At 60.1% G+C, this 24388-nt stretch carries 25 protein-coding genes; 14 read left to right on the top strand and 11 right to left on the bottom strand.

The genetic code is table 11. The annotated features are described in order from the left end of the window. Positions 1-60: 60 nt before the first annotated feature. Entirely contained in the window at positions 61-957 is an 897-nt protein-coding gene (locus tag LJD17_RS11930) for a LysR substrate-binding domain-containing protein (RefSeq protein ID WP_227384413.1), read from the bottom strand. A gap of 119 nt (positions 958-1076) precedes the next feature. Here LJD17_RS11930 and LJD17_RS11925 point away from each other — a divergent pair, with 119 nt between their 5' ends. Genes LJD17_RS11925 through LJD17_RS11915 form a run of 3 tightly spaced genes read left to right on the top strand, consistent with a single transcriptional unit; the run spans position 1077 to position 2454 of the window. Further along, positions 1077-1496, top strand: coding sequence for a tautomerase family protein (locus LJD17_RS11925; protein WP_227384412.1), 420 nt, complete (start codon positions 1077-1079; stop codon positions 1494-1496). Further along, a complete protein-coding gene (locus LJD17_RS11920) occupies positions 1493-1900 on the top strand; it encodes a cupin domain-containing protein (RefSeq protein ID WP_227384411.1) in 408 nt (135 codons plus the stop codon). Before LJD17_RS11925 ends, LJD17_RS11920 begins: the two co-directional genes overlap by 4 nt. Next, positions 1897-2454, top strand: coding sequence for a DUF4865 family protein (locus LJD17_RS11915; protein WP_227384410.1), 558 nt, complete (start codon positions 1897-1899; stop codon positions 2452-2454). The genes LJD17_RS11920 and LJD17_RS11915 overlap by 4 nt, the downstream gene beginning before the upstream one ends. A gap of 181 nt (positions 2455-2635) precedes the next feature. On the opposite strand, the gene uvrA is transcribed toward LJD17_RS11915, so the two are convergent. Then, positions 2636-5182, bottom strand: coding sequence for an excinuclease ABC subunit UvrA (gene uvrA, locus LJD17_RS11910; protein WP_227384409.1), 2547 nt, complete (start codon positions 5180-5182; stop codon positions 2636-2638). 251 nt (positions 5183-5433) lie between these two features. Continuing rightward, positions 5434-7596: a mechanosensitive ion channel family protein gene (locus tag LJD17_RS11905; RefSeq protein WP_227384408.1), complete on the bottom strand. Its 2163-nt coding sequence runs from the start codon at positions 7594-7596 to the stop codon at positions 5434-5436. A gap of 274 nt (positions 7597-7870) precedes the next feature. On the opposite strand from LJD17_RS11905, the gene aqpZ reads away from it, so the two are divergent. Together aqpZ and LJD17_RS24360 are read left to right on the top strand one after the other, a co-directional pair. Further along, positions 7871-8623 carry an aquaporin Z gene (gene aqpZ / locus LJD17_RS11900; protein ID WP_227384407.1) on the top strand — a complete coding sequence of 251 codons (753 nt, stop codon included), beginning with the start codon at positions 7871-7873 and terminating at the stop codon, positions 8621-8623. A gap of 252 nt (positions 8624-8875) precedes the next feature. Then, positions 8876-9079, top strand: coding sequence for a hypothetical protein (locus LJD17_RS24360; RefSeq protein ID WP_406600797.1), 204 nt, complete (start codon positions 8876-8878; stop codon positions 9077-9079). Here the strand turns inward: LJD17_RS24360 and ligD are convergent. From ligD to LJD17_RS11880, 3 genes are read right to left on the bottom strand one after another with little or no spacing between them, the layout of a single operon-like run. Further along, positions 9076-10071 (bottom strand): non-homologous end-joining DNA ligase, encoded by a 996-nt coding sequence (gene ligD, locus LJD17_RS11890; RefSeq protein WP_227384405.1) that lies wholly within the window; start codon positions 10069-10071, stop codon positions 9076-9078. The two genes, LJD17_RS24360 and ligD, sit on opposite strands and share 4 nt — an antisense overlap. Positions 10072-10128: 57 nt before the next feature. Continuing rightward, positions 10129-10854: a DUF72 domain-containing protein gene (locus tag LJD17_RS11885; protein WP_227384404.1), complete on the bottom strand. Its 726-nt coding sequence runs from the start codon at positions 10852-10854 to the stop codon at positions 10129-10131. A gap of 19 nt (positions 10855-10873) precedes the next feature. Then, positions 10874-11344 (bottom strand): YidB family protein, encoded by a 471-nt coding sequence (locus LJD17_RS11880; protein WP_227384403.1) that lies wholly within the window; start codon positions 11342-11344, stop codon positions 10874-10876. 372 nt (positions 11345-11716) lie between these two features. Here LJD17_RS11880 and LJD17_RS11875 point away from each other — a divergent pair, with 372 nt between their 5' ends. The 7 genes from LJD17_RS11875 (at position 11717) to LJD17_RS11845 (ending at position 17949) form a co-directional block, all read left to right on the top strand. Next, positions 11717-12241, top strand: a complete 525-nt coding sequence (locus LJD17_RS11875; protein WP_227384402.1) for an Lrp/AsnC family transcriptional regulator — start codon at positions 11717-11719, stop codon at positions 12239-12241. Positions 12242-12307: 66 nt separating this feature from the next. Continuing rightward, a complete protein-coding gene (locus LJD17_RS11870) occupies positions 12308-13111 on the top strand; it encodes an ABC transporter substrate-binding protein (RefSeq protein WP_227384401.1) in 804 nt (267 codons plus the stop codon). 67 nt (positions 13112-13178) lie between these two features. Beyond that, positions 13179-13847 carry an amino acid ABC transporter permease gene (locus LJD17_RS11865; RefSeq protein WP_227384400.1) on the top strand — a complete coding sequence of 223 codons (669 nt, stop codon included), beginning with the start codon at positions 13179-13181 and terminating at the stop codon, positions 13845-13847. Between the two features lie 12 nt (positions 13848-13859). Further along, positions 13860-14522 carry an amino acid ABC transporter permease gene (locus LJD17_RS11860; RefSeq protein WP_227384399.1) on the top strand — a complete coding sequence of 221 codons (663 nt, stop codon included), beginning with the start codon at positions 13860-13862 and terminating at the stop codon, positions 14520-14522. Between the two features lie 39 nt (positions 14523-14561). After that, complete coding sequence (locus LJD17_RS11855; protein ID WP_227384398.1) at positions 14562-15290, top strand: amino acid ABC transporter ATP-binding protein; 729 nt, start codon at positions 14562-14564, stop codon at positions 15288-15290. Between the two features lie 48 nt (positions 15291-15338). Beyond that, positions 15339-16607 carry an NAD(P)/FAD-dependent oxidoreductase gene (locus LJD17_RS11850; RefSeq protein ID WP_227384397.1) on the top strand — a complete coding sequence of 423 codons (1269 nt, stop codon included), beginning with the start codon at positions 15339-15341 and terminating at the stop codon, positions 16605-16607. A gap of 1 nt (position 16608) precedes the next feature. Continuing rightward, positions 16609-17949 (top strand): NAD(P)/FAD-dependent oxidoreductase, encoded by a 1341-nt coding sequence (locus LJD17_RS11845; protein ID WP_227384396.1) that lies wholly within the window; start codon positions 16609-16611, stop codon positions 17947-17949. A 179-nt stretch (positions 17950-18128) separates the two neighbouring features. On the opposite strand, the gene LJD17_RS11840 is transcribed toward LJD17_RS11845, so the two are convergent. The 3 genes from LJD17_RS11840 to LJD17_RS11830 form a co-directional block, all read right to left on the bottom strand. Beyond that, the gene (locus LJD17_RS11840; protein ID WP_227384395.1) at positions 18129-18602 is read right to left on the bottom strand and encodes a VOC family protein; all 474 of its coding nucleotides are present in this window, start codon (positions 18600-18602) and stop codon (positions 18129-18131) included. 353 nt (positions 18603-18955) lie between these two features. Next, the gene (locus tag LJD17_RS11835) at positions 18956-20626 is read right to left on the bottom strand and encodes a methyl-accepting chemotaxis protein (RefSeq protein ID WP_227384394.1); all 1671 of its coding nucleotides are present in this window, start codon (positions 20624-20626) and stop codon (positions 18956-18958) included. 38 nt (positions 20627-20664) lie between these two features. Then, on the bottom strand, positions 20665-20991 hold the full coding sequence (locus tag LJD17_RS11830; protein ID WP_227384393.1) for a hypothetical protein: 327 nt from the start codon (positions 20989-20991) through the stop codon (positions 20665-20667). Between the two features lie 563 nt (positions 20992-21554). Between LJD17_RS11830 and rnk the strand changes: the two genes are divergently transcribed. After that, on the top strand, positions 21555-21974 hold the full coding sequence (rnk, locus tag LJD17_RS11825; protein ID WP_227384392.1) for a nucleoside diphosphate kinase regulator: 420 nt from the start codon (positions 21555-21557) through the stop codon (positions 21972-21974). Positions 21975-22432: 458 nt separating this feature from the next. On the opposite strand, the gene LJD17_RS11820 is transcribed toward rnk, so the two are convergent. Then, positions 22433-22867 (bottom strand): hypothetical protein, encoded by a 435-nt coding sequence (locus LJD17_RS11820; protein WP_227384391.1) that lies wholly within the window; start codon positions 22865-22867, stop codon positions 22433-22435. Positions 22868-23240: 373 nt separating this feature from the next. Between LJD17_RS11820 and LJD17_RS11815 the strand changes: the two genes are divergently transcribed. Next, entirely contained in the window at positions 23241-23795 is a 555-nt protein-coding gene (locus tag LJD17_RS11815) for an NAD(P)H-dependent oxidoreductase (protein WP_227384390.1), read from the top strand. Between the two features lie 12 nt (positions 23796-23807). Here LJD17_RS11815 and LJD17_RS11810 read toward each other — a convergent pair whose 3' ends face one another. Continuing rightward, positions 23808-24269 (bottom strand): Lrp/AsnC family transcriptional regulator, encoded by a 462-nt coding sequence (locus LJD17_RS11810; RefSeq protein WP_227384779.1) that lies wholly within the window; start codon positions 24267-24269, stop codon positions 23808-23810. Positions 24270-24388 lie beyond the last annotated feature (119 nt).

Raw genomic sequence — 24388 nt, 5'->3', positions numbered from 1 at the left:
CATCGTCAACAGTCGGTTCAAGCGGCTGCGGGCGACGTGACGACGCCGCTTCCGCTCCCACTAAACTGATGATCTTGGAATTTCCTCACGAGCCGCCTGGAGCACGATCTCTGCCAGACGGCTTGCTGCGGGGCCAAGCTCCCCATCACTGCGATGCAGGACCAGTTCAAGCGCCGGCAACTCCGGCAGACCGAGAGAGGTCGACGCGAGTGGCCGGACACGTGCAGAGAGACCAATGGGAGTGCGAACCGTGATGCCGAGGCCCGCAGCCGTCGCCGCCCACAGCCCCGAAAGGCTGGAACTGACGAAGGCCTGTCGCCAGGAAACCCCTGCACGGTCAAGGGCTTCCGTGGCAACTTTCCGCATCAAGCACGGCGCCTCCAATGAAGCGAGCGGCATGGGATCGTTATCGACGCCGTTCGGCAGATGGGGCTCGCCTGCGGCACCGATCCAACACATGGGGACTTCCGCGATGACTTCGCAGTGAGGGGTCCTGGTTCCATCGCTCCAGGCCAAGGCGAGGTCGAGGCGACCCGAGACCACCCGTTCCATCAGCTCGGCATTCCGGACGACGTGAGCCTCGATGCGGACTTTCGGATGCGCACGAGCGAACCGCCCGAGCACTTCTGGTAGCAGCGTCTCACCGAAATCCTCCTGCAGACCGAGGCGAACCCAGCCCTCAAGTTCAATGCCGTGCACCGCGACGGCAGCTTCGTCGTTGAGGTCCAGCAACCGGCGTGCATATGCGAGCATCGTCTCGCCGGCGTCAGTCAACACCAATCCCCGCCCTGCCTTTCGCAGAAGCGGCATTCCGGCCTGGTCCTCCAATTTCTGGAGATGCGTGCTCACGGCGGATGTCGAACGACCCAACCGTTCAGCCGCTTTGGCAAAGCTGCCGAGTTCGATGCCCGTAACAAAGCTCTGGAGCACATCCAGATCGAAGATCGTCCTGCGCACGCTTATCGTCCTAAATATCAGGATAATCAGTTTATATATTTCTGATTTTCAGGATGATCGTTGCGTGCCACTGTCCTGCTGTCAAGGCCACCCATGGCTGAGCAACCAGGATAATGTCGATGCCATTTGTTCGCATCTCGCTTTTGCGCGGCAAGCCGCACGACTACTTGGAAGCACTATCCGAGAACGTACACCGTGCTCTGACCGAGACCTTCGATGTGCCGGCGGATGATCGATTCCAGGCCATTCATCAGCACGATCCAGGTGAACTCATCTTCGACCGGGCCTATCTCGGAGGGCCTCGCTCGGATGATTTCGTAGTGATCGCGGTCACGGCTGGAAAGTTGCGAGGTACCGAGGTCAAGAAGGCATTCTACCGGCGTGTGGTCGAGCTCCTCGGGAGATCTCCTGGAATTCGCCCGGAAGACGTCATGATCATCATCACAACAACCCATTCCGACGAGTGGTCGTTCGGCCACGGTGAGGTATCGATAATGGAAAATACACCGCCCATGCTTTCTCCGGGAGGCCAGCCGTGACCGGTGCCGCTCCCCGACAGATGAGAGTCCGGCGTGCCGGAGAACAGGTCGTTTCCTCGCCGGACGGCATCTCCTCTGCGCCCTTCCAGGTCGAGATGCTGCTGGAGAGCAGCCGCGATGGCGAAAACACCGCAATTCGCGCCATGCTCGAGCCGGGGACCAAGACCCACTGGCATGCGCATCCACGCGGCCAATTGCTTTACGTTCTTTCCGGTTGTGGTCTTGTCCAACGGCAGGACGGTCCGATCCTGTCCGTCAGTGAAGGGGACTCGGTCTGGTTCGCAGCAGGCGAGCGTCATTGGCATGGTGCCAGTCCCGACAAACCCTTCAGCTACATCAGTATCCAGGCAGCCGAGAAAGGACGCTCCGTGGATTGGTTCGAACCTGTGGAGCCGCAGTCATGATGGCGATGCAATACAGCCTCACTCTGCCCGCCGACTATGATATGTCGATCATCGATCGACGCATTCGCGACAAAGGACCATTGCTCGACGGCTATCCCAACTTGCTGTTCAAGGCCTACCTTAGAGCGGCCAAGGGCGATCTGGGCAGTCGCGACAATCTTTATGCTCCTTTTTACCTCTGGGAGGGGGCAGAGGGCGCGAGCAGCTTTCTGTGCGGTCCGGGCTTTCAAGCCATCATCCGGGACTTCGGCCGGCCAAGCGTCAATACTTGGATCGTATGGAGCGCCGCCATCGGGCCGGATGTGAAGGCGGCAAAGTTTGCGACACGCGAGATCATGCCGATAGGCTCCCATGAAGCGCTGGACGGAACCCAGAAATCCGAAAGCAACGTGGCCCAGCATGAGCTTAACGGCGCTGCCCTCGCTTCCGTCACAGGCTTTGAGCCGACAACCTGGTCTCGTGTCCGCTGCAGACTTTGGAGCGCGCCGCCTGTAATAGACCCAGCCGCGGGCACGCAGGTCTATCGGGTCGGACATGTCTCGACCGGGCTCTAGAGAAACTTGGATCCTTACCGCCGCCTCGCCAGCGTGCCGTGGCGCGTGCCGGCAGGATTTGCAGGACTGATCGTCGTGGGACCTTCGGAACCCGAAGGCGACGCAGACTGCATGAGCTGCCGTCAACCGCACCATACTCTACCGAAAGTTGCTCTAAAGGCGTCCGGTGGATTGAGGTGAATCAAGCAAGAACTTGCGACAGATAAGGTGCCGTACGGCTGCCGGACGCCCTGGCCACCTCGACCGGCGGACCTGAGGCAATCACCCGCCCGCCTTCGTCGCCGGCATCCGGGCCTAGATCCATGACCCAGTCGCTTCTCGCGGCAACGCGCATGTCGTGCTCGACCACGATAACGGTGTTGCCAGCTTCGACCAGCCCATCGAGCTGGGCCACGAGCCTTTCAATATCGGCGGGATGTAGTCCGGTGGTCGGCTCGTCGAGGACGTAGAGGGTATCGCCGCGTTGGATCCTTTGAAGCTCGCTCGCAAGCTTGATCCGTTGTGCTTCCCCTCCGGATAACTCGGTCGCGGGTTGGCCAAGCCGGAGGTAGCCGAGACCCACCTCGCGCACGATCGTGAGGGAGCGATGTAAAGGCGGCTCGTCCGCGAAAAACTCCCATGCTGCATCGACGGTCATTCCGAGCACGTCGGCAATGGATTTGTCCCGGTATTTGATCTTAAGCGTGTCGGCATTGTACCGGGCCCCGTGGCAGGTCGGGCATGGAGCGTAGACGCTCGGCAGGAACAGCAGCTCGACCATCACGAAGCCTTCGCCCTCGCAATGCGGACAGCGGCCCTTCGCGACGTTAAAGGAGAAGCGTCCCGCGTCGTAGCGGCGGGCGCGAGCCTGCTTAGTCGCGGCAAACAGCTTGCGAACGTGATCGAAAAGACCGGTATAGGTTGCAAGGTTCGAACGCGGCGTACGCCCGATGGGCTTCTGATCGACCCGCACTAGGCGCTTGATCCCTTCCATGCCACCGACGATCCGGCCTTCGCTGGCTATTGCCGCTGCCTGCTCCAGTTCCTCGCTCTCTTCTTCGGGCTCAAGGATATCGTGGCCCAGATGCTCCGCCACCAGTTCGACCAGGGCTTGGCTGACCAGGCTCGACTTGCCGGAGCCGGATACGCCCGTCACGGTCGTGAGCACGCCCAAGGGAAATGCGACGTCGAGCTCGTGCAGGTTGTTGCGGGTCACCTCGGCGAGGCGCAGCCAGCCTTTTGGCGGGCGCACGTCCCGAGGCGGGAGAGAGCGTTCACCGAATAGGAAGCGCCGGGTCTGCGACGCCTCAACCTGGCTAAGCCCCTCCGGTGGGCCACTGTAGATCACATGGCCACCGTGCTCTCCCGCGCCGGGGCCAACATCGACGATCCAATCGGCATGACGGATGACATCGAGATTGTGCTCGACCACGAACTGCGAATTCCCGGACGCTTTCAGTTGCCCGAGCGCATTCAGGAGCGCCTCCGTATCTGCCGGATGAAGCCCAGCCGATGGCTCATCGAGCACATAGACCACACCGAAGAGATTGGAGCGCACCTGCGTGGCCAGCCGCAGCCGCTGGAGCTCGCCGGGCGACAGCGTCGGGGTGCTGCGGTCGATGGCGAGATAGCCAAGCCCGAGATCGAGCATGACCCTGAGCCGAGCAACGAGATCTTCCGCGATGCGCTGAGTGACCACCGCCTTTTCCGGATGCTCCGCCTCGATCTTGGTCAGCCGAGGGGCCGTCCCGTCCGCATAGGGGCGGAAGATATCGGCAAGACGGACGAGTGGCAGATTGGAGAGGTCGGCGATGTCCAGCCCCGCAAACTTGACGGACAGAGATTCGGGCCTGAGGCGCTTGCCGTGGCAGAGCGGGCACTCGGTGCTCACCATGTACTGCGCTGCGCGCCGCTTCATCATCGGGCTCTGCGTGGTGGCGAACGTGTGCAGAACATGGCGTTTGGCGCTTGTAAACGTTCCCTGATAAGCTGGCTCCTCCTTGCGTTTGAGAGCGCGCTGAACCTCCTGCTGCGTATATCCAGGATAGACCGGAACGGTGGGCTGCTCGTCGGTGAATAGAAGCCAGTTCCGATCTTTCTTGGGCAGCTCCCGCCAGGGTAGGTCGACGTCGAAGCCGAGCGTGGTGGCGATGTCGCGCAGGTTCTGGCCATGCCAGGCAGTCGGCCAGGCGGCGATCGCCCGCTCGCGAATGGTCAGCGTATCGTCAGGCACCATCGATCGCTCGGTGACCTCGTAGACCCGACCAAGGCCATGGCACCGGGGACAGGCCCCCTCAGGCGTATTGGGCGAGAACGACTCGGCATAGAGGATGGCTTGGCCGCGCGGATAGTCGCCGGCCCGGGAGTAAAGCATGCGCAGCAGGTTGGACAAGGTCGTGACGCTGCCGACGGAGGAGCGTGTGGTCGGTGAGCCGCGCTGCTGCTGAAGCGCGACGGCGGGCGGCAGACCATCGACATCGTCCACATCGGGGACCGGCATCTGATGGAACAGCCGTCTGGCATAAGGCGATACCGACTCGAGATATCGCCGCTGCGCCTCGGCATAAAGGGTTCCGAAGGCCAGCGAAGACTTTCCGGAGCCGGAAACCCCTGTGAAAACAACGAGAGCATCGCGAGGGATCTCGATATCGATATTCTTGAGATTGTGCTCGCGAGCCCCGCGGACGCGGACGAAACTCGTTCGTTCCTGCATAGCCGTCGGTGAGGTGCGCTCAAGATCTTTCGGCATCGGACGGCCTGATGAAACGTCGTGTTGGATCATAGAACATCTAAGATCATCCAACGCTCTGCCCGGAAGAATAGTTTCCAGCTCCGCGCGGCCGAGCATCACGGGGGAAGCGTTGCGGCGAGGCTCGACGCGGGCTGCTTGCCCCTGAGCTTTTCACATCGTCAGGAAACCGCGCAACATCTCTCTGGCGAGACCTTGCGCAATGGTTCCGTATTAATGCGCTTACGCGGATAGTCTTTGCGTCGAAAGCTCTACTCTGCTGCAGGTTTCTCGGAGCTGATACGTCCAATGACGTGCTGGGCGGCCGCTGGACCGCTCTCCTCCCCAGCCGATACCTGCACTGTCGGCGTGGCGAATTGGATGCCGTTCTCGTCGAACGCCTGCTTAATGCGCGCAAGCGCTTTGCGCCGGATCACAAACTGCTCGCCCGGCTTTGTCGTCATCTTGCATCGGATCTGAACGGCATAGTCCCCGAATTGCTCCACGCCTTGCATCTTGAGCGGTTCGATGATGTGCCGGACGAACTCGTGATCCTCAGCTAAATCCTGACCGATCTTCTTGATCAGTTTGCGCGCCTTTTCCAAGTCCGTACCGTAGGTGACGTTGATCTGGAATTTGTCGATGACCCAGTCGCGGCTCATATTTTGCACCGCCCCGAGCTGGCCGAACGGCACCGTATAGACGGGTCCGCGATGATGTCTCAGCTTCACCGAGCGCAAGGAGAAGGACTCGACCGTACCCTTGTAGGATCCGCTCTGGATATACTCGCCGACCCGGAAGGCATCGTCGAGGAGGTAGAAGATCCCGCTGATCACATCCTTGACCAAGGTCTGGGCGCCGAAGCCGACCGCCACGCCAAACACGCCCGCTCCTGCAATCAATGGACCGATCTCGACACCGAGTGCCGACAGGGCTGTGAGCCCCGCCAGCACGGCAATGATCACGAACAGGATATTACGGAAGATCGGTAGTAACGTCCGAAGCCGCGCTTGCCGAACCGCTTCGACCGTGTCCGGCTCAGAGGCAACGGTCGTGTCGGCCAACTTGCCGTCTACGGCCGCCTTGCTCACCTGCCAGAGGAAGTCGGCCAGCAGCAGAACCACCACGCTTGTCAGCGCGCCACGAACCAGACGGGTCGCCAGTGTGTCCCGCGACGTCATCTCGATGAGGTCGATACCCCAGACGTCCGCCAGTAATAGGGCCGCAGTCACGATCAGGAGAGTGCGCAGCCCCCGCTCAACGATGACCTCCAGGACACCTCTCCGAGGGGCTTCTTCCTCGACCGTGGGGCGGAGTAGATGCGCCACCGCCCGCTGGCCTACCGCAATCGCCTTCGGAAGCACCATGGCGACCACCCCGAGCCAGAACAGGCGCCCGAGCCCGGCGACCCAAAGCAGCCAGAGCAGCACCCCATAGGCAGTCAGGAGGATACTGAATCCGGTGGCGCCCCGGCCATGGTGCAGCGTCACTCCGACAGGGCGAGGTCGTCGCCAGACCGCTTCCAGGCCAATGCCCAGCAGCCCCAGGCCGAGGACATAGGCGGCCGCCTCCTGCAGGTCCGGCCCGAAGCCGAACACGCCAAGAAGGTCCACGGTGGCGCGCCCGAATGCCCAGTACCCTATGAACAAACCTAGTCGGCGGTGCCAGAAGAGGGCGTGTTCAGTTGGCATCGGCACGATCCGGAACCTCTCCGGGTCACCCAGTTGCCCGGTGCCGTCGGGCACCACCAGGATCCGGCCGAGAGCAAGAGCCAGGCGGAAGAGCACTACCGCAACCAGATAAGCGATCACCACCTGCCGCAGCAGCGGCGGCCAGTCGAACAAGAGAAAGGCTCCGATGCTGCCGATGCCGAAGATCGCCACGAGGGCCAAGCCGAAGCCAAGTCGCATGCCGATCATGCGCAAGCGGTCGGCCACGGTGGCCATGGGATGGTGGCCGATCCAGATCCGCGTGCGCATCGTAGCCCGCCAGAACAAGCGCTCGGAACCGTAACCGAGGGCGACGAAGACGCCGATCAGGGCCACAACCGCGAACAGGCCTCTGTCGTTCAGTTCCTGCAGCAGGAGACCTGAAGCACGGCGCAGTTCTCCCGGGAAACGGGGCAGCGCCGCTGCGACCGCCGCCAAGTGTGCTCGTACTTCCGACAGCCGCGACGCCATCTCGGCGCTGTCGGCCATCCTTCCGGATGGTGTGGGTCCCTGAGGCGTGGTCCGGACCTGCTCCAGCCAGGAGCGTATGGCGGGGTCGTCGAGGAGCTTGACGAATTCCTGGACTTGCGGTGGCGGGCTGCCCTGCGCCGGGACCGGTTGGGCAGAACCGGGGGCAGGGTAAAATCCGATGACAAGCGCCAGCAGGGCCCATCGAGCAAATGCTGGAAGCCATTGAACATGTGGGCGCCGAGCATTCATGGCCATCCACCTTCTCCACCTTCCATTTAAACCTACCGGCCCCAGGATTCCTATCGAGGATTTGCCTAAGATCCCCGACTTACCGCATGAGCGTGCCTCGACTTTCCTGGCCGCAGCGCAGCTCGCCTTATCAGGGTTTTCCTGAAGACTTCTCAGGTCTTCACCCGATTTCCGTTTGTCGTGGCAAGTCTAAGCTTCCTCAAGGCTGAACAACCAGAGCCATTCGGGCTTGCGAAGGCCGCAATCCTCAAGGTCCGGCACTGACGCAGGGGAGGATCCCATGGACCTGCACAATAGTCAGAATATTCATAGGTGCGTTGCCGAGGGAATCGGCACCTTCTGGCTCACCTTCGCCGGCTGCGGGAGTGCTGTGATCGCCGCCGCCTTTCCCGAGGTCGGCATTGGATTGCTCGGCGTCTCCCTTGCCTTCGGCCTATCGGTACTCACCATGGCCTATGCCATCGGTCACATCTCGGGCTGCCATCTCAACCCCGCCGTGACGGTGGGGCTTGCAGCCGGCGGGCGCTTCCCGAAGCAGGATATCCTACCCTACGTCGTGTCGCAGGTCGTCGGTGCAATCATTGCAGCGGCTGCCCTCTATACCATCGCCACGGGATCTCCCACCTTCGACCTCGCCAAGGGCTTTGCCGCCAACGGATACGGCGCCCATTCACCGGGCCAGTACAGCATGATCTCGGGCTTCATCGCCGAGGTGGTTCTGACCATGATGTTTCTGTTCATCATCATGGGCGCGACCCACGGCAAGGCGCCCGTCGGCTTCGCCCCCATCGCCATTGGCCTTGGCCTCACACTGATCCACCTCGTTGGCATCCCGATCACCAACACCTCCGTGAACCCGGCCCGCAGCACAGGTCCGGCATTGTTCGCCGGCGGATGGGCCCTGGCTCAGCTCTGGATGTTCTGGGTCGCTCCCCTGATCGGCGGAGTTATCGGCGGCATTCTCTACCGTTGGCTCAGCGAGGAGCCCTCGGCGCAGGTGACCGGCATCGCACCCGCCGCTCCGGCCGAATGACCTCTGCTCGAGCTAGAATAGCGACGTCCATGACCAGGCCGTTGAAGGGCAAGGTCGACGACGGTACGAGGTTTATCGCGAATGGACACTCAAGCGTCCTGAACGACCTTGAGAGATCGGCGTCGCCGACGATACCTTCGTCATGGATTCGACCAACAAAATGGATCGCATCGGAACACTTGGCCGGGCCGCGGCACGATACCGTCCCGTAGCGAGAAGAATACCAACTGGCAAGGTGCTTTTCGCATACCGATGCTAGTGCGCTGGCCGAGCAGGATCGAGGCAGACTGTGTGGCAAACGGAATCGTGCAGCACTATGACTGGCTGCCGACATTCCTGGCGATGGCAGGTGCTTCGGACGTTGTAGAGAAGCTGACGACCGGTTGGCCGTGGGTGAGGATTGGCCGAGGCAGAGCAATTCGAGCGAAATCGACAGGCCGAAGTTTTCAGCGCTAGGCCTTTGGTCGTTCGATGATGATCTCTGTCGGGGGTTTGTCTTCTCTCAGTCCGAGGAAACTGGGATGGCGCAGGATATTGTCTCGCGTCCATTCCGTGAATTCCACCTGAGCCACCAGCCACGGCTCGACCCAGTGCACGGGCGAGCGCATGTAAGTTCCTTTTGGAAGTATAGCTGTCGGAGCCTGCCGCTCGATAGCCTTGAGCGATTCGTGCATGGACAGGAGGAGGTCTGCGGTAAATCCGGTTCCGACCTTTCCTGCATATACGAGCTCACCGGACGGAGCGTAGTACCCCACCAGAAGAGCTCCGAACCCGATACGGGACCGTTGGGGATCGGTGTACCCTATGATGACAAATTCTTCAGTGTTCAGGCACTTTGTTTTCAGCCAATACGGACTGCGGGTTCCAGAGTAGGTCGATGCCCGGTGCTTCGAAACGATCCCTTCCATATGGAGCGAGCAGGCTCGGGCATAAATCGCTGGCCCGTTGCCGATCTGGTGTTGACTAAGGATGATGGTCGGCGGAGCGCTTGCGAGGACTTCGGCAAGCATGCGTTTGCGCTCCTCGAGCGGGCGCTGACGCAGATCGGCGCCCTCGTGAAAGAGAAGATCGAAGGCATAATAGACGAGATCTTTCGTATCCTCATTCGACAAAGCCTGCTGCAGGGCGGCAAAGGAGCTAAGGCCTTTGTCGGTCAGCTTGCAGATCTCGCCGTCAAAGACGGTTCCGTCAGGAGCAAAGCCTGCGAAGGTTTCCGCGATCTCCGGGAAGCGATCGGTCCAAACTTGATCGGTTCGCGTCACGAGAGAAGACTTACCCTCTTCGATCCGGGCAAGCATGCGATATCCATCGAACTTGGCTTCGTGGAACCATTGGTCCCCTTCAGGAGCACGCTTCTCGAGAACAGCCAGTTCGACGGGAATCTTTCGAGGCAGGCGAACCTGTGAGGAAGGGGCGTTGCGGCGGGCTGATGGACGCGACTTGGCCATGACCCAAATTCAAACGGGGAGGGGCCTATGCAGTTCCATTGCCAGCGAGGAATGGGCTCAAGTTGGAACCTGAAGCAAACTTCTGGTGGTTAGGGCATTGCCTGTAGCCGCGAAGGCAGCCGTGTTGTCGAAAATGCACCAGGTCTCGATTTGTCTGGCTGTCGAGCTGGCGAGTTCCTCGGCTATCGTAGCAAGGCTCTCCTGGCTGTAAGCCGAATAGTAGATCCGTGGCGATCCGTGCAGGCGGTAATAGTGCAGACCCGTCCAGCCGCCTGGTTTGCCGGCGGCCGGGATCGGTGGTGGGTCCGCTGCGACCCGGGCTATCTGCAAATCATCAAGCAGCCGGTCGACGTCGGATGTGAACCACGAAGCATGACGCGGCTCGCATATGATCGACACGAGCGCATGTTTGCGTAGCGTTTTAAGAAACTTGCTTGCGATCTCGGGATCGAAAGTCAGGCTCGGCGGCAGCTGCAGGAGCAGTGGACCGAGCTTGGCACCCAAACATGTGACGTCGTTCAGGAACCGGATGAGGAGATCGTCCGTGTCTTTCAATCGACGCTCGTGCGTAATCACCTTCGGGATCTTTACGGCGAAGCGAAATTCCTCCGGTACCGCCGACGCCCAGCGCTCATAGGTGCTGGAGCGATGGGGACGATAAAAGGATGAGTTGATTTCGACAGCATTAAAGATCGCGGAATAGCGCTCGAGATGGGATCCGTCATCCGGGAACGCCGAAGCACACTCCTTCGGGATGCTCCATCCTGCCGTACCAATGCGCATGGAAAGTGGGCAGCGAGTGTTACGTCATCTCCTGCGCGGTGGGTATCCGGCCGTCGGGAGTATACTGATCGACGGCGCGCGGCAGCTCGCGGGACAAGCGGGAGAGAACCTCCTCACGGGAAAGACCGGTTTGCTGAACCAACGTTGCGAGGACATCCGGTCCGATGGCTTGTTCAAGTTGGTTCGGGGGCAGCTCCTGGTTCGGACCCGGGCTGATCCAGGAGCCGATCGCTTGCCCGTGGCCGTTTTGTTGGAAGACCTTTGCCAACTCATTGATGCCACCGGCGAGCAAACCGCCGGCACCCGTATTCGAAAGACCGCTTAGGAGGCCGCCGAGCCCGCCCTGGTGAGCCTGCTGACCAGATGCGTCGGGGGCACCGGCTCCGGTTGACTGGCCTCGAAGCATCTCGCCGATCTTGTCCCGATTTTGGTACCCTGCAATGGCGAGAAGGCCCAGCAGGGCTGTCATCGATGGAAATCCGCGGCTCATTAGAACACCTCCTGGCTGCGGAACCAGAACCTTTCTCGTGTCCAAACAGTTCCAGCTCAGAGAAATGACTACCTCCATTGCCGGGAAATGGGCTTGGCGGATTCTCGCGGTATAAGAGCTTTCGACAGGCTGGACCCCTATCCTTGGAGCTGGGGGGTGTTCCGATTGGAAATCAGGACGTAGAACCCGGGTTGCAAGATTCGCCTTTTCAACGGGCGCGATTGCCGATGCTAGCCCTTAGGGAGTGCTTTCGGGTTCTGAAGCGGGAATAGCTACGGCACCCCCGACGAAAGTCTTGTCTTTTTTCTCAATACGAAGACATTGACTGCAAAAATTTTCTGAAAGATAAAAATTGCTCAGGGGAAATGGGCAATGCGTGAAAAATTCAACCGCGCAGACCGGCGGCTGGCCAAGCTGCTGTCTCGCGAGGGGAGGGAAGGTGTGAACGATCTGGCTGCGCAGCTCGATCTCAGCGCACCGACCGTCCGATCTCGCCTCAAAACTCTGATCGAACGGAACCTTCTGAAGATCGTCGGCGTGCTCAACGTTGCCGAGCGGCCGGAGCTGATCATTGCTATTATCGGAATTCATGCCAATGGGCACGGCAGGCTGGATGAGATTGCCAAACGCATGGCCGAACTGCCTTTTGTAACCTCAGTCAGCATCGTGACCGGACGTTACGATCTGATTGCCGAAGTACTTTTCGAGGGCGACATGGAGGATCTCTATCATGTCACCAGCACCCTGCTGCCGGGCCTCGCCGAGCCGGGGGTGATCCAGGGTAGCGAAACGTTCGTGGTGATGAGGTCCCACAACAAATGGGTGAGCTTACCGAAAGGCGTCTGGGATGAGGATTTCGGCGATGCCCCCGCGGCTGCCGGATCGAGCCGCGAGTGACGGTCGGCTCCAACGAAAACCGTCCGCCGGAACATACCGGCACTACATGTCCAAGGGAGTGAAGAAATGAGAAAATTCAGTGCCTTCATCATGACAGCTGCGCTGGCTGTCCTGGGTCAGGCTGCGAGCTCGGCACAGGTCGAGGCGGGCACGCTGGACGAAATTCTTAAGCGCGGCGAATTGCGCGTGGCCGTCCAGACTCAGGGCCCTCCGTTTTCGTTCATGGATAAGAACGGCGCTCGCTCGGGCTCAGCGGTCGAGCTCGCGAAGCTGATGGCCGATAAAATGGGCGTCAAGATCGTGTATCTCGACTTCGACTGGGATGGCCTGCTGCCGGCCCTGATGTCGGGCAAGGCGGACATCCTGGCCGCCGACATGACTCCAACGCTGACGCGCGCCACGAAGGTCGCCTTCACCAAGCCGTTCATGTATGTCAGCGCAGTCGCCTTCGCCAAAGGCGGCGGCGCGATCAAATCGATCGAGGACTGCAAGAAGCCCGGTGCTACCATTGCGGTTCTGCTCGGCTCCTCCGGTGAAAAGCTCGCGCCGACCGTATTCCCGCAAGGCAAGGTCAAGTCTTTCAAGGGCGGCGGCACACTGCTGCTGGATGCGGTGGCGACCGGTCAGGCCGATTGTGGTCTGAACGATAATTCGGCCGTCGCGGCACAGGCCGCTGCCTACGATCCGGGCACGATCACCATCTTCCCGGAACTGCTGACGAAGGAGCCGCTGGCCTACGCCGTGCGCTATGACTCGATGGACCTCTTGACCTGGGCCAACCTGTTCATCGACACCGCCACGCTCGACGGCAGCCTGCAGGCAAACATCGATTACTGGGTGACCTCGGCGAAGTGGAAGGCCGACCACTAAGATCCGAAGGCTCCGCGGGAATCTCCCGCGGAGCCGTTTGATAGACGTCGCAACCCTGCGGAACACCATGCTGGGATCATTGAACACGCGCGTGATGCTGGAATACCTGCCGGATATCTGGCAGGGCTTTCTATCCACGCTGATGCTGTCGACTACGGGATTCGCAGGCGCGTTGACGCTGGGAATCATTGCGTGCGCGTTGAGCATTCAGCCTGTGCGCTGGCTTCGGGCGCCTGCGACCGTTTATATCGACGCGGTCCGTGCGACGCCGCTGCTGGCGCAACTTTACTTCCTGTACTTCGGTCTCCCGAGGCTGGGGATCGTGCTGCCCGAGATTCTCATCGGCATCATCGTCCTGTCGCTGAATTCAGGCGCCTACGTGGCCGAGATCATCCGGTCGGGAATTCTGGCGATCTCGCGAGGGCAGGTCGAAGCGGCGATCAGTTCGGGCATGACATACCTTCAGCGGATGCGGCTGATCATCCTGCCTCAGGCGCTGCGCCCGACCATATCGCCCCTCATCGGGCAGGCGATCGTATTGGTCAAGGACAGCTCGCTCCTGTCGCTTATTTCCGTGGTGGAGCTGACGCGGGCCGGTCAGATGATCGCCATTGATCGCTTCATGCCGATCGAAGGGCTTGTGGCTACCGCACTGGCCTATCTGCTGCTGTACTATCTGCTCAAACTTCTCGCAGGAATCTGGTCGCACCAGAACCGCCTGCCGGGCCGGGCCTGAGGGAGCACGCGTATGTTCTGGCTGCAACTCAACCGCGTCATCGGCTACTGGCCCGTGCTGCTGAAGGGCATCGGCATGACGCTGGCGCTCTCGGCGCTTTCTTTGCTGATCGGCGTCGTGATCGGCTTCGCCTTCGGCATCCTGCGCGCCGGCCCAAACAAGGCATTGTCCCGTGTGGTCGGACTTTATGTCGACTTCTTCCGCGGTACACCGTTTCTTGTGCAGGTCTTCATCGTCTTCTTCATCCTGCCGGAGATCGGAATCGAGCTGTCCGCTTTCACGGCGGGGGTGGTCGCTCTGTCGAATGCCGCCGCCTGCTTCATCGGCGAAATCGTTGCTGCGGGTATTCAGTCGGTCCCCACCGGGCAAACCGAAGCCGCTGCTGCTTCGGGCTTCACGCGTGCGCAGCAGATGCGGCTGATCGTGCTTCCGCAGGCCATTCGGGTCGTGACGCCTTCGCTCGTGGGGCAGTTCGTGCTCCTGATCAAGGACAGCTCCGTTGTCTCGGCGATCGGACTCCTCGACCTGACGCGCTCCGGCTGGATGATCGTGCAGAGCGTTCCGAACGGACTACTGGTCTTCGGGATCGTCGGCATCGGTTACTTCGCCATCTGCTATCCGCTGATCTGGCTGTCGCGTCGCATGGAGCGGCATGGCCAGGCTCCGATCCTATAATCTGGCAGCCGCTTCGCCGCCGGCCAAGGAAACTAACCCATGATCGAATTCACCAACCTCAACAAATGGTTCGGCTCGTTGCATGTGCTGAAGGATATCGACCTCGCTGTCACCAAAGGTGAGGTGGTCGTGGTCTGCGGTCCTTCCGGGTCGGGAAAGAGCACGCTCATCCGTTGCATCAACGGACTGGAGCCGTTCCAGAAGGGAAGGCTCGTGGTGGACGGCTTCGATCTCGGCAGCAGCTCCGTGCGGCTGCGAGAACTGCGGATGGAGGTCGGTTTTGTGTTCCAGAGCTTCAATCTCTACCCTCATAAAACTGCCCTGGAAAACGTGACGCTCGCGCCGATCCATGTGCGCGGCCTGTCGAAAGCAGAGGCCGACGATCGCGGCCGCGCCCTGCTCGAAAAGGTTGGTTTGGCCGACCGGATGCAGAGTTACCCTCACCAGCTCTCCGGCGGCCAGCAGCAGCGGGTGGCTATCGCCCGCTCGCTGTGCATGCAGCCGAAGATCATGCTGTTCGACGAGCCTACCTCGGCTCTCGACCCTGAGATGATCAACGAGGTCCTCGACGTCATGGTCAGCCTAGCCCGCGAGGGGATGACCATGATGGTGGTCACCCACGAGATGGGCTTCGCACGCAAAGTGGCCGACCGGGTGATCTTCATGGATCGCGGCGCCATCGTCGAGACTGCGGATCCCGAGAGCTTCTTCACCAACCCGCAAAGTGAGCGCTCGCGCGACTTCCTGAGCAAGGTGCTGCATCACTGACCGCCAACGGCGTTTGGCTGGCGCGGCACTTCTGAACGGATGGTTGACTTGGAACAGCACCCCAAAGACCGAGGCGGCGTTTCTGTCGCCATTGTCGGCGCCGGCATCGTCGGCTGTGCGATGGCGCTGACTTTGGCGGCAGAAGGCCACCAAGTCACGGTTTTCGATCCGGATGCTCCCGGTGCGGGCACCTCATCGGGCAATGCCGGTGCCATCGTGACCGGGTCGGTTACACCGACCGCCACACCCGCGGTGCTGAAGGCGCTGCCGTCCTATCTCCTCGACAGAAATTCGCCCGCCGTGCTGCGCTTGCGGCATGCTCCCAGGGTGGTGCCCTGGCTCCTGCGCTTCATTCGCGCCGGAGCGCCCGCCGAGGTGGAACGCATTGCCGCGGCCCTCAGCCCCCTCGTGTCGCGCTCGCTCGAAGCCCATCGCGCGCTCGCGGCGCTCGCCGGGGTCGAAGAGATGATTACCCAGGAGGGTTGGCTCAAGGTCTATTCGAACGAAGCCGAATTCGCCGCGACAGCCCTCGATCGTCACCTGATGGATCGGCACGGGGTGAACTACCGGATTCTCGACCGGAAGGAAGTTACCGATCTCGAGCCCAATCTTGATCCTGCGCTCTGCACCATCGGTCTCCATCAGCCCGAAAGCGGCTTCGTTCGCTTCCCGCAGGGATTGGCCCAAGCCTATTTCGACGCCGCGGCGCGTCGCGGCGCGCTACATCTGCGCCAGAAGGTACGTAGCGTGTCCCGCCGTCCTGGAGGCGTGACCGTTCATGCGGAAGGCGGTGCGAAGGAGTTCGACCGTCTCGTGATCTGCGCGGGAGCCTGGTCGGCTCTTCTGGCCCGCATGCTCGGCGACCGGGTCAGCCTCGATACGGAACGCGGGTACCACATCGCCTTTGGCTCCGGCACTGCATCCCTGATGCGCGGCCCCGTGGTCTTCCCGGCGTTGTCGCTAGTTCTCTCCCCCATGCACGACGGCATCCGGCTGGTGAGCGGGGACGAACTCGCCGGATTGACGGCGCCGCCGAACTATCGACGGATTCGAGCGCTGGTCCCGCAGGCCTACCGCGCTCTGCCGGCTCTGCGCGAGGTTGCCCCCGCAACCGAATGGATGGGCTTTCGCCCGTCCACCCCAGACTCGCTGCCGGTAATCGGACCATCCGTGCATGGCACTGAAGTGATTCACGCTTACGGCCACGGTCACCTTGGCTTGACACTCTCGGCCGTCACAGCCCGCATGGTGGCCGATGCTCTTGCCGGCCGGCCGGCCACCTTCGATCCCACACCTTACCTTGCTGCGCGGTTCTGAGATGACCGGTTTCCCCATTACACTTGCCACGCCTCCCGCTTTCACCGGTCCTCTCCCCGAGGCTGTGGACATTGCCGTTATCGGCGGTGGGATCATCGGTCTTATGGGGGCCTGGGCGCTTGCAGCCGAAGGCAAGCGCGTGCTGCTTTGCGAAAAGGGCCGGCTTGCAGGCGAGCAGTCGGGCCGCAATTGGGGGTGGATCCGCCAGCAGGGGCGCGATATCGCGGAACTGCCAATCATGGTGGAGGCAATTCGCCTTTGGGCGGATCTCCCGAACGCTTTGCGGGCCGCCATTGGGTTTCGCCAGCAGGGAATCACCTATTTCGCACGCACCGAGGCGCGCTTGGAGGCCTTCGACCACTGGCTCGACCTTGCCAAACCCTTTGGTGTTGACACACGCCTGCTTTCGCGCCGCGAAACCGAGGCGCTCCTGCCCAACGCCGCAGGATGGGTCGGAGCTTTGCATACGCCCTCCGACGCAATGGCCGAGCCCTTTGTCACTGTACCGGTCCTTGCTCGCGCAGCGGAGGAGGCGGGCGTGATCATCCGCGAGGGCTGCGCCGTGCGCGGGCTCGAAACCTCGGCGGGTCACCTCTCTGCGATTGTCACCGAGGCTGGCACCGTGCGCTGCACGCAGGCCATTCTCGCCGGGGGCGCCTGGTCGGCACTGTTCCTGCGCGCCCACGGCCTGACGCTGCCGCAGCTGTCGGTCCTCTCCAGCGTATCGGCCACGACCGCCATGCCCGATTTCTTCCAAGGAGCGGCCTGCGACGATCGGTTCGCCATCCGCCGCCGGGCCGATGGTGGTTATACGCTGACGCCATGGTCGTTTCATGAGTTCTTCATCGGACCGGACGCATTCCGGAACCTGCGAGCCTTCCTGCCCCAAATTCGCGCTGACCTATCGAGCACGCATTTCCGTCCTGCGGCACCCAAAGACTACCCGGACGCCTGGGGCACTCCGCGCCGCTGGAGCAGGACCGATGAAAGCCCGTTCGAGCGGTGCCGCATTCTGAATCCACGCCCCAACGCCGCTGAACTCGCACGCCTGAAATCCCATTTCGAAGCCGCTTTCCCGGCCATCGGCACGCCGACCATAGCCTCAACCTGGGCGGGCATGATCGATGTATTGCCCGATGCCCTGCCGGTGGTCGATCACACGCCTCTGCCTGGCTTAATTCTTGCGACGGGGATGAGCGGGCATGGCTTCGGCATTGCTCCCGGCATGGGCAAGGCCATGGCGGACCTCGCGCTCGGCCGCACCCCACGTCAGGATTTGACAGCCTTCCGGTACGGGCGTTTCAGCGAACGAAAAGGCGTGGCAAGGAGCACCGCTCTTTAAGGCGATTCTGGGCCCAGCAGAGCCGAGCGCTTAGGGCCTTGAGCTTGTTTCTCTTTCCGATTTGTTTCACTGCGCCGACACAAGACCGATAGGGGAGGGGATTGTCGAAACCCTATGGCGACGAGCGCACCGGTCCCGTGTGAGAGCAGGTTGCCGCGGCCGTAATTTCGAGCGGGGTATCAACCGCGTCGCGCTGCCTCGATCGCGGCAACGTCGATCTTCTTCATCTCCATCATCGCATCAAAGGCGCGTTTAGCCTGATCGCCCCCCGCCGCCATCGCCTCCATGAGTACGCGCGGTGTGATTTGCCAGGATACGCCCCACTTGTCTTTGCACCAGCCGCACGCGCTTTCCTGACCGCCGTTGTCGACGATGGCATTCCAGTAGCGGTCGGTCTCCTCCTGATCGTCTGTGGCGATCTGGAACGAGAAGGCTTCGTTGTGTTTGAATGCAGGGCCTCCGTTGAGCCCGAGGCAGGAAATTCCCGCGACTGTGAATTCCACCGTTAGCACATCGCCCTCTTGACCGGCGGGGTAGTCACCGGGAGCACGGTGCACCGCGCCCACGGCGCTGTCGGGAAAGATCTCGGAATAGAAGCGGGCAGCAGCCTCGGCGTCCTTATCGTACCAGAGGCAGATCGTATTCTTCGCCATTATGTGTTCCCTTCGCCTTGAGGCCAGTGCCTTGGTCCCTTTTACGGCCGCTCTTTCGAAATAGGGAGCAAACCAAATTTCTCCACCCACGGTAAGCTCACCGTGGCGATGATCATGGCGCCCCGACGCTATAGGGCCGCCGTTCGCTTTCGATCGTTCCAAGTTTCTGTAAGTCGGCGAGGTCTCATGCTTCGTCCCGCTCTGATCGTGGCACGGATCAGAGCATCTCTGGGATCTCAAGGCCAGAAGCGAGTAGCTCTTATGAGGCCCTGGAGGCTGGCAAACGTCCGCGCTGCGGTGCATTGCTCCGGCAAAGGCCTGCGCCGGTATAGCGCGGGCCTCTGCCGGGGTTGTCAGGCGGCCTGGATCCCCTGGAGGAAGTTCTCGACCTCGCGACTGAGATGTGACGAATTGCGCGCAAGTTCTCCTGCCGCCGAGAGTACCTGCGAGGCGGCGGAACCTGAATGGATCGCTGCCGCCTGAACCTGGATGATGTTCTCGGTCACCTCCTGCGTGCCCCGCGCCGCTTCGTTCACATTACGCGCAATCTCTTGCGCAGCGGCCTGCTGCTCCTCGACGGCAGCAGCAACACTTGCGGCGATCTGATACACTTCCTCGATGGTCAGACCAATCTCGCGGATCGCCCCCACCGTTTCATTGGTGGCCTCCTGAATTTGTGTGATCTGAGCCGAGATTTCTTCGGTTGCCTTGGATGTTTGAGTTGCTAGTTTTTTCACCTCGGACGCCACGACAGCGAAGCCCTTGCCTGCCTCTCCGGCCCGCGCGGCCTCGATCGTTGCATTCAACGCAAGCAGATTTGTCTGGCTTGCGATGGTGTGAATAAGGGCAACGACGTCACCGATCTTCTGCGCGCCAGCAGCTAGCGTCTCGACCCGAAGGTTCATCGTGCGCGCACTCTCGACCGCTCTGGAGGCAGCCTTCGAGGTTTGAGACACCTGCGCTCCGATCTCACTGGACGAGGTTGCCAATTCTTCGGTCGCCGCAGCGACCGCCTGAACATTGGTTGAGGTTTCCTCTGCTGCAGCCGCTACCGAATTCGATTGCTGATTGGTCTGCTCGGCGGTGCTTGCCATGGAACGTGCGGTCACCTCCATCTGCTGAGCTGCGACGGAAAGGTGCTGGACCAAGCCACCGACGCTGCTCTCGAACTTGCGAGCCAGTTCCGCCATCTCAGCCTGCCGCCGCTCGGCCATGTGTCTGTCCGTGTCGGCCTGTGCCTGCCGAAGGCGTTGCGTCTCCTGCATGGCCTCGGCAAACACCCGAGTGGCCTTCCAGATGTCGCCGATCTCGTCCTTGCCGTGGCTGACCTGAGGTAGGTCGTAATCGCCGGAAGCGAGTTTCTGGATTGCGCCCGTGACGCCCTGGAGGGGACGAGCAATCTGCCTGTGGCCCACAAACCATCCGATCAGGAGCGCCAGGAGAGTGCCGCCCAGTGCGATGACGGAAAGCAGCATCAGACGCTGATTATAAAGCGCCTCCGTCGATCTGCCGACAGTTTCAACCTGTTCGCTGCCGCGCTTGGTCAGCGCATCAATGCTGATCTGGAATTTCTTCCTGTTGGCGCGATTGGTTTCGTTGTTGCCCTGTGTGTTGGCTGCTTCCGGCGAGACCTCGGCACCGAGGCGGACCGTCTCTCTCCTGAATACCTTGAACTCGGCAGCATCCTTGACCACCGCATCGAACAGCGCCTTGTCCTCGCTCGGAACAAGCGGCTCCCATTGCTTGAGGAGGCCGTCAATGTCACTGAGCGCCGACAGAAGGCCGTCACCAAACTTTCGAGCTTCTTTTGTATCTTGGGAGGCGTAAATGCCCCTTGCCTCCATCACGACATGAGTGACGAGCCTATTGAGACGCTCACCATAAAGTGAACGCGTTGCGGCGGCCTTTACGTCATCGACAGCTTGGTTATAGGTGCGCAAAGTGCTGATGCCGATGGCCGCCATGACAATGGCAGTTAAGCTCAGCACCGCAACCAGCGCAAAAATCTTTGTTCTTATCTTCATCGAAAGCCCCGATCCGCCCGCTTTTTTTAGGCCTCAGATCAGTAAGTGGGGCACATAGTTGAGGGGTGGTTAACGCGAGCAGGTTTTGCGGTTCTGTCGTAGGCCGCAAGCCAGATGAGCCGGATTTGAGGATGGCAGGCTTCTTCCTTTCGTTGGTGGCCGAGTTGAAAACCCTCCAGACGGATTCTCCCGTTGTGAGAGCGCCGTTTCTCGGGTGCCTGCCGATTGACCTCGCCAGCCGTGCACCTGTCGCCTGAAACCAGGCTTCCGTTGAGCGTATGGTCCGGCACGATCGAGTGATCGCGTTTTTGCGCCCATCCAACCTCTCCGAGAGATTTGACAAACAGGACGATGTAGATCAGCATCGAGATATTATGTTGAGCTTTGCACAATATCGTAGCGGCCTGCTTCGGGCAGGCAATTTTATCGCGGGCAAGTAGCCCCGAGCTCGACGCGTATACGCGCTCCGAGTTCGGGGCGCCGCAACATCCTTGCAAATTCCACTATCTTGTAAGGTCGGATGCGCCAGCATCCGGTGCTGCGATATGCTGCAGAATTTTCTCAAACGCGTGCTTCGCCTGACGGAGCAAAAGTCCGTTGATCCAGTGTCCCCACAGAGCGGTTTGCCGGCAGGAGGAGAGCGTCCCGAGGATGGGCATCTCACCTCCGCGTTCCTGGCACAAATTCTCAGCGCGGCGCTTGCTCAACACCAAGGAGACCGTGCCATGCAGAACCCTTCACCCGAGGTGGATCCGACATCTGAACCACAGGAGCCCGATCAGTCGCAGGCAAAGGTCGTCCGGTTGATGCCACGACGTCCAGCGCCAGAGCAGGTTCAACCTTCCACGACTCATGATGGCGATGACGATCCCGGCCCATCGGCCGCATGAAATCCGCGACCGAATTCAATGCGACAGGAAAGTTTTTCATGAAGACGAAAAAGGCTGGCGGCAGCAAGCCCAGCATCACCTTGACCGCGGCAGATTATGAGAAGCTTTCGGTTCTCGCCAATGCAGCCGCAAACACTCTACCGGATATGGCTGCCGAACTCGGAGAGGAACTCGACCGTGCACACGTACTTCCTCGAGGACGCTATCCAGCCGATACCGTTTGCATGGGATGCGAGGTCGATTTTCGCGATGACAAAACTGGCCGAGTGCAGACGGTAACTCTTGTTTTCCCACAGGAGGCCGACATTTCGAAGGGTTGGATCTCGGTGCTTACACCCATCGGAACGGCGCTGATTGGACTTCCTGTCGGACAGTCGATCGACTGGACTACGCGCACGGGAGAATTGAAGCGCCTGACGGTGTTGCAAGTGCGTGAACGCGCCGCAGCGGCGTCCTAGCACGTTTAAGGGCGTGTTTTTCGCTCAGGGCAGGGTACAAGGCCAATACTGGTCACATATCACTTCGCCGCTGGGCTGCGCTCAAGACAATGGAAGTGAGTGGTCAGAATGGAAACCGATCAAGAGATCGAGTGCCTGCTCGGCCGTGCTATGACGAAGGGGTGGGCCTTGTGGGCATCGATCATGTCGATTGATGGTGCTGTTGTTTGGTCTCCCGCTCATTCGCGATGGGCGGGATCGATTGCAGCTCGATCGATTGGTGGCCGGCAGGCGATCTGATGTGGCCCGTTCGTGTGTTGAATGGTCCCGGCCATCCTTTCGGTCTCAGTCATCCTTATGCATATATGGGCCGCTGCTTTCGACGGCATATCGGAAATCTGCCTGAAGCGCAGTTGACGATTCTCTACATGTTCCCTGACAGCGGCTTTTCTAAAACCCGCTCCGTGCAGAACGGTGGCTTATTTTGCCGCGGCCTTCACGGCCCACTCCTTTCCGGATGGGGTGAGGGTGATGCCGGGGCCGCACGAAACCACATCGGGGAAACGTTGACCTGTCGAAGTGATGCTCGTTCGCAGCGCGACGATGTTCTTGCTCTTTGACGCAATGGCTAAGGTCCAGCTGCTTGAACCTTCGAGAGGGTGGTCTCCAGCAAACGGTTCAACCCAATATGTGGGAAATTGAGCTCTTGCGGTCGAGACGGGGAACGATTGTGGTCCGATGTAGCAAAAGGCTGTATCGCCCGATTTGTCTTTGACGATCGTGTCACTTTCTTCAATGAGAGCCTTATCAATCCAGGCATATTCCTTTTTGAGCTGCGAAAAAGGAAATTGGATCAGCGCGCCGACTAGGCCGATGGCAGCAACAAACAGAACACAGAGGATCGCAAATCTCATTGAGAGGCCCTCAGAAACGATGAGGCGGCAAGATACATAACATCAATGCGTTTATCTACTGCTAAGCTTGGCCTGCAGGAGGGCCATGGTTTGGCAGCTGGAAACCGAGGGGGAAAATGGGAATGAACCCGATTAGGCCCTGTATCAGTCAGCAAAAGAAATGATATTCTATTTCTGTTATGAGCGGAAATTACAACGGCTCACTGTTGGTGCCTCGTAGATCGTATCCTACCGGGATGGAGAAGAAGTCCCCGCATCCGTCCCGGGCTGCGGTATCCATCTTCTCTGAACGGTCTCTTCTTTGGAAAACGGTTCTATTGATTCCGGCCCATTTTCGAAGAACGCTTCCCGCTCATTCAGCGAGCAGGATTCCATGTCTCATATTGTTGCCATTTCTGGCAGCCCTACGCTTCACTCCCGCACAGGACGACTGGTTTCAGACCTTTTGAGCCGAGTGGCGCAGGAGACAGGAGGCAGTGCGCGGCTTATTGATATCGCAGAGCTGGTGTCCGATCTCGCCATTCGATCGCGCGCCGATGCATCGTCTTTACTGCTCGACGCCTTACACGATGTCGAACAAGCCGATCTGCTGATCGTCGGCTCGCCTGTCTATAACGGATCCTATACAGGCCTCTTCAAGCACTTCATTGATCTCATCAATTACAAATCGTTGCTAAGAGTGCCAGTAGCCCTGATCGCGACAGGTGGAAGCGACCGGCATGCGATGGTGATCGACCATCAGCTGCGCCCACTCTTCGGATTCTTCAACGCCCAAGTCCTTCCGACCGGTGTCTTTGTTTCCGACAGCGCCTATCGCGACGGCTATATTCGAGACCCTCTGCTCCAGGAACGCTTGTCCCAGTTGGTTCAGGAAAGCGTCAACGCGTTGCAGACAGGAGTTCGTATCCGCGATCTCTCCCCGGCATGAAGCTCTTCAGATTTACTTGCTTGCCTTCAGCGCGAGGACCGTGGTCGCCTTTACCCTTTGCATGGCAAAGCGGGACGTTACGTTCTTGAGGGGAATGGTCTCTATAAGCCGCTTGTAGAAACCGTCATAGGCAGCCATGTCAGAAACCACGACGCGGAGCATGTAATCGACATCTCCTGCCATCCGGTAAAACTCCATGACCTCCGGCATTTCCGAAACAAACTCCGCAAAGCTCTCCAACCAGGAACCGGAATGATCGTTGGTTTCGATCGAAACGAACACTGTGAGGCCCAAACCAACTTTTTCAGGATCAACAAGCGCAACACGCTTTTGAATAATCCCGGATGCTTCCAAGCGTTGTATGCGCTTCCAACACGGTGTTTGGGACAGGTTAACTTTCTGCGCGAGCTCGGCAATGGAGATGCTGGCATCTTCCTGAAGGAGGGTCAGAATTTTGATATCGGTAGCGTCCATTTGAGTAGTGCCGGCTTGTTTTTGAGAATAACTAAATAATTCTACGGAAGTGATTCCAGAGATATATTCAGAGAATTTTATTTCGCACAAGCCGCTAGGGCGCTCATAATTTCCTCCAG

Origin of the sequence: Microvirga rosea, assembly GCF_020595095.1 — a bacterium.
In the GTDB taxonomy this organism is placed as follows: domain Bacteria; phylum Pseudomonadota; class Alphaproteobacteria; order Rhizobiales; family Beijerinckiaceae; genus Microvirga; species Microvirga rosea.
Note: the sequence above shows the minus strand (reverse complement) of the source record. Positions and strands in the feature narration are given on the sequence as shown.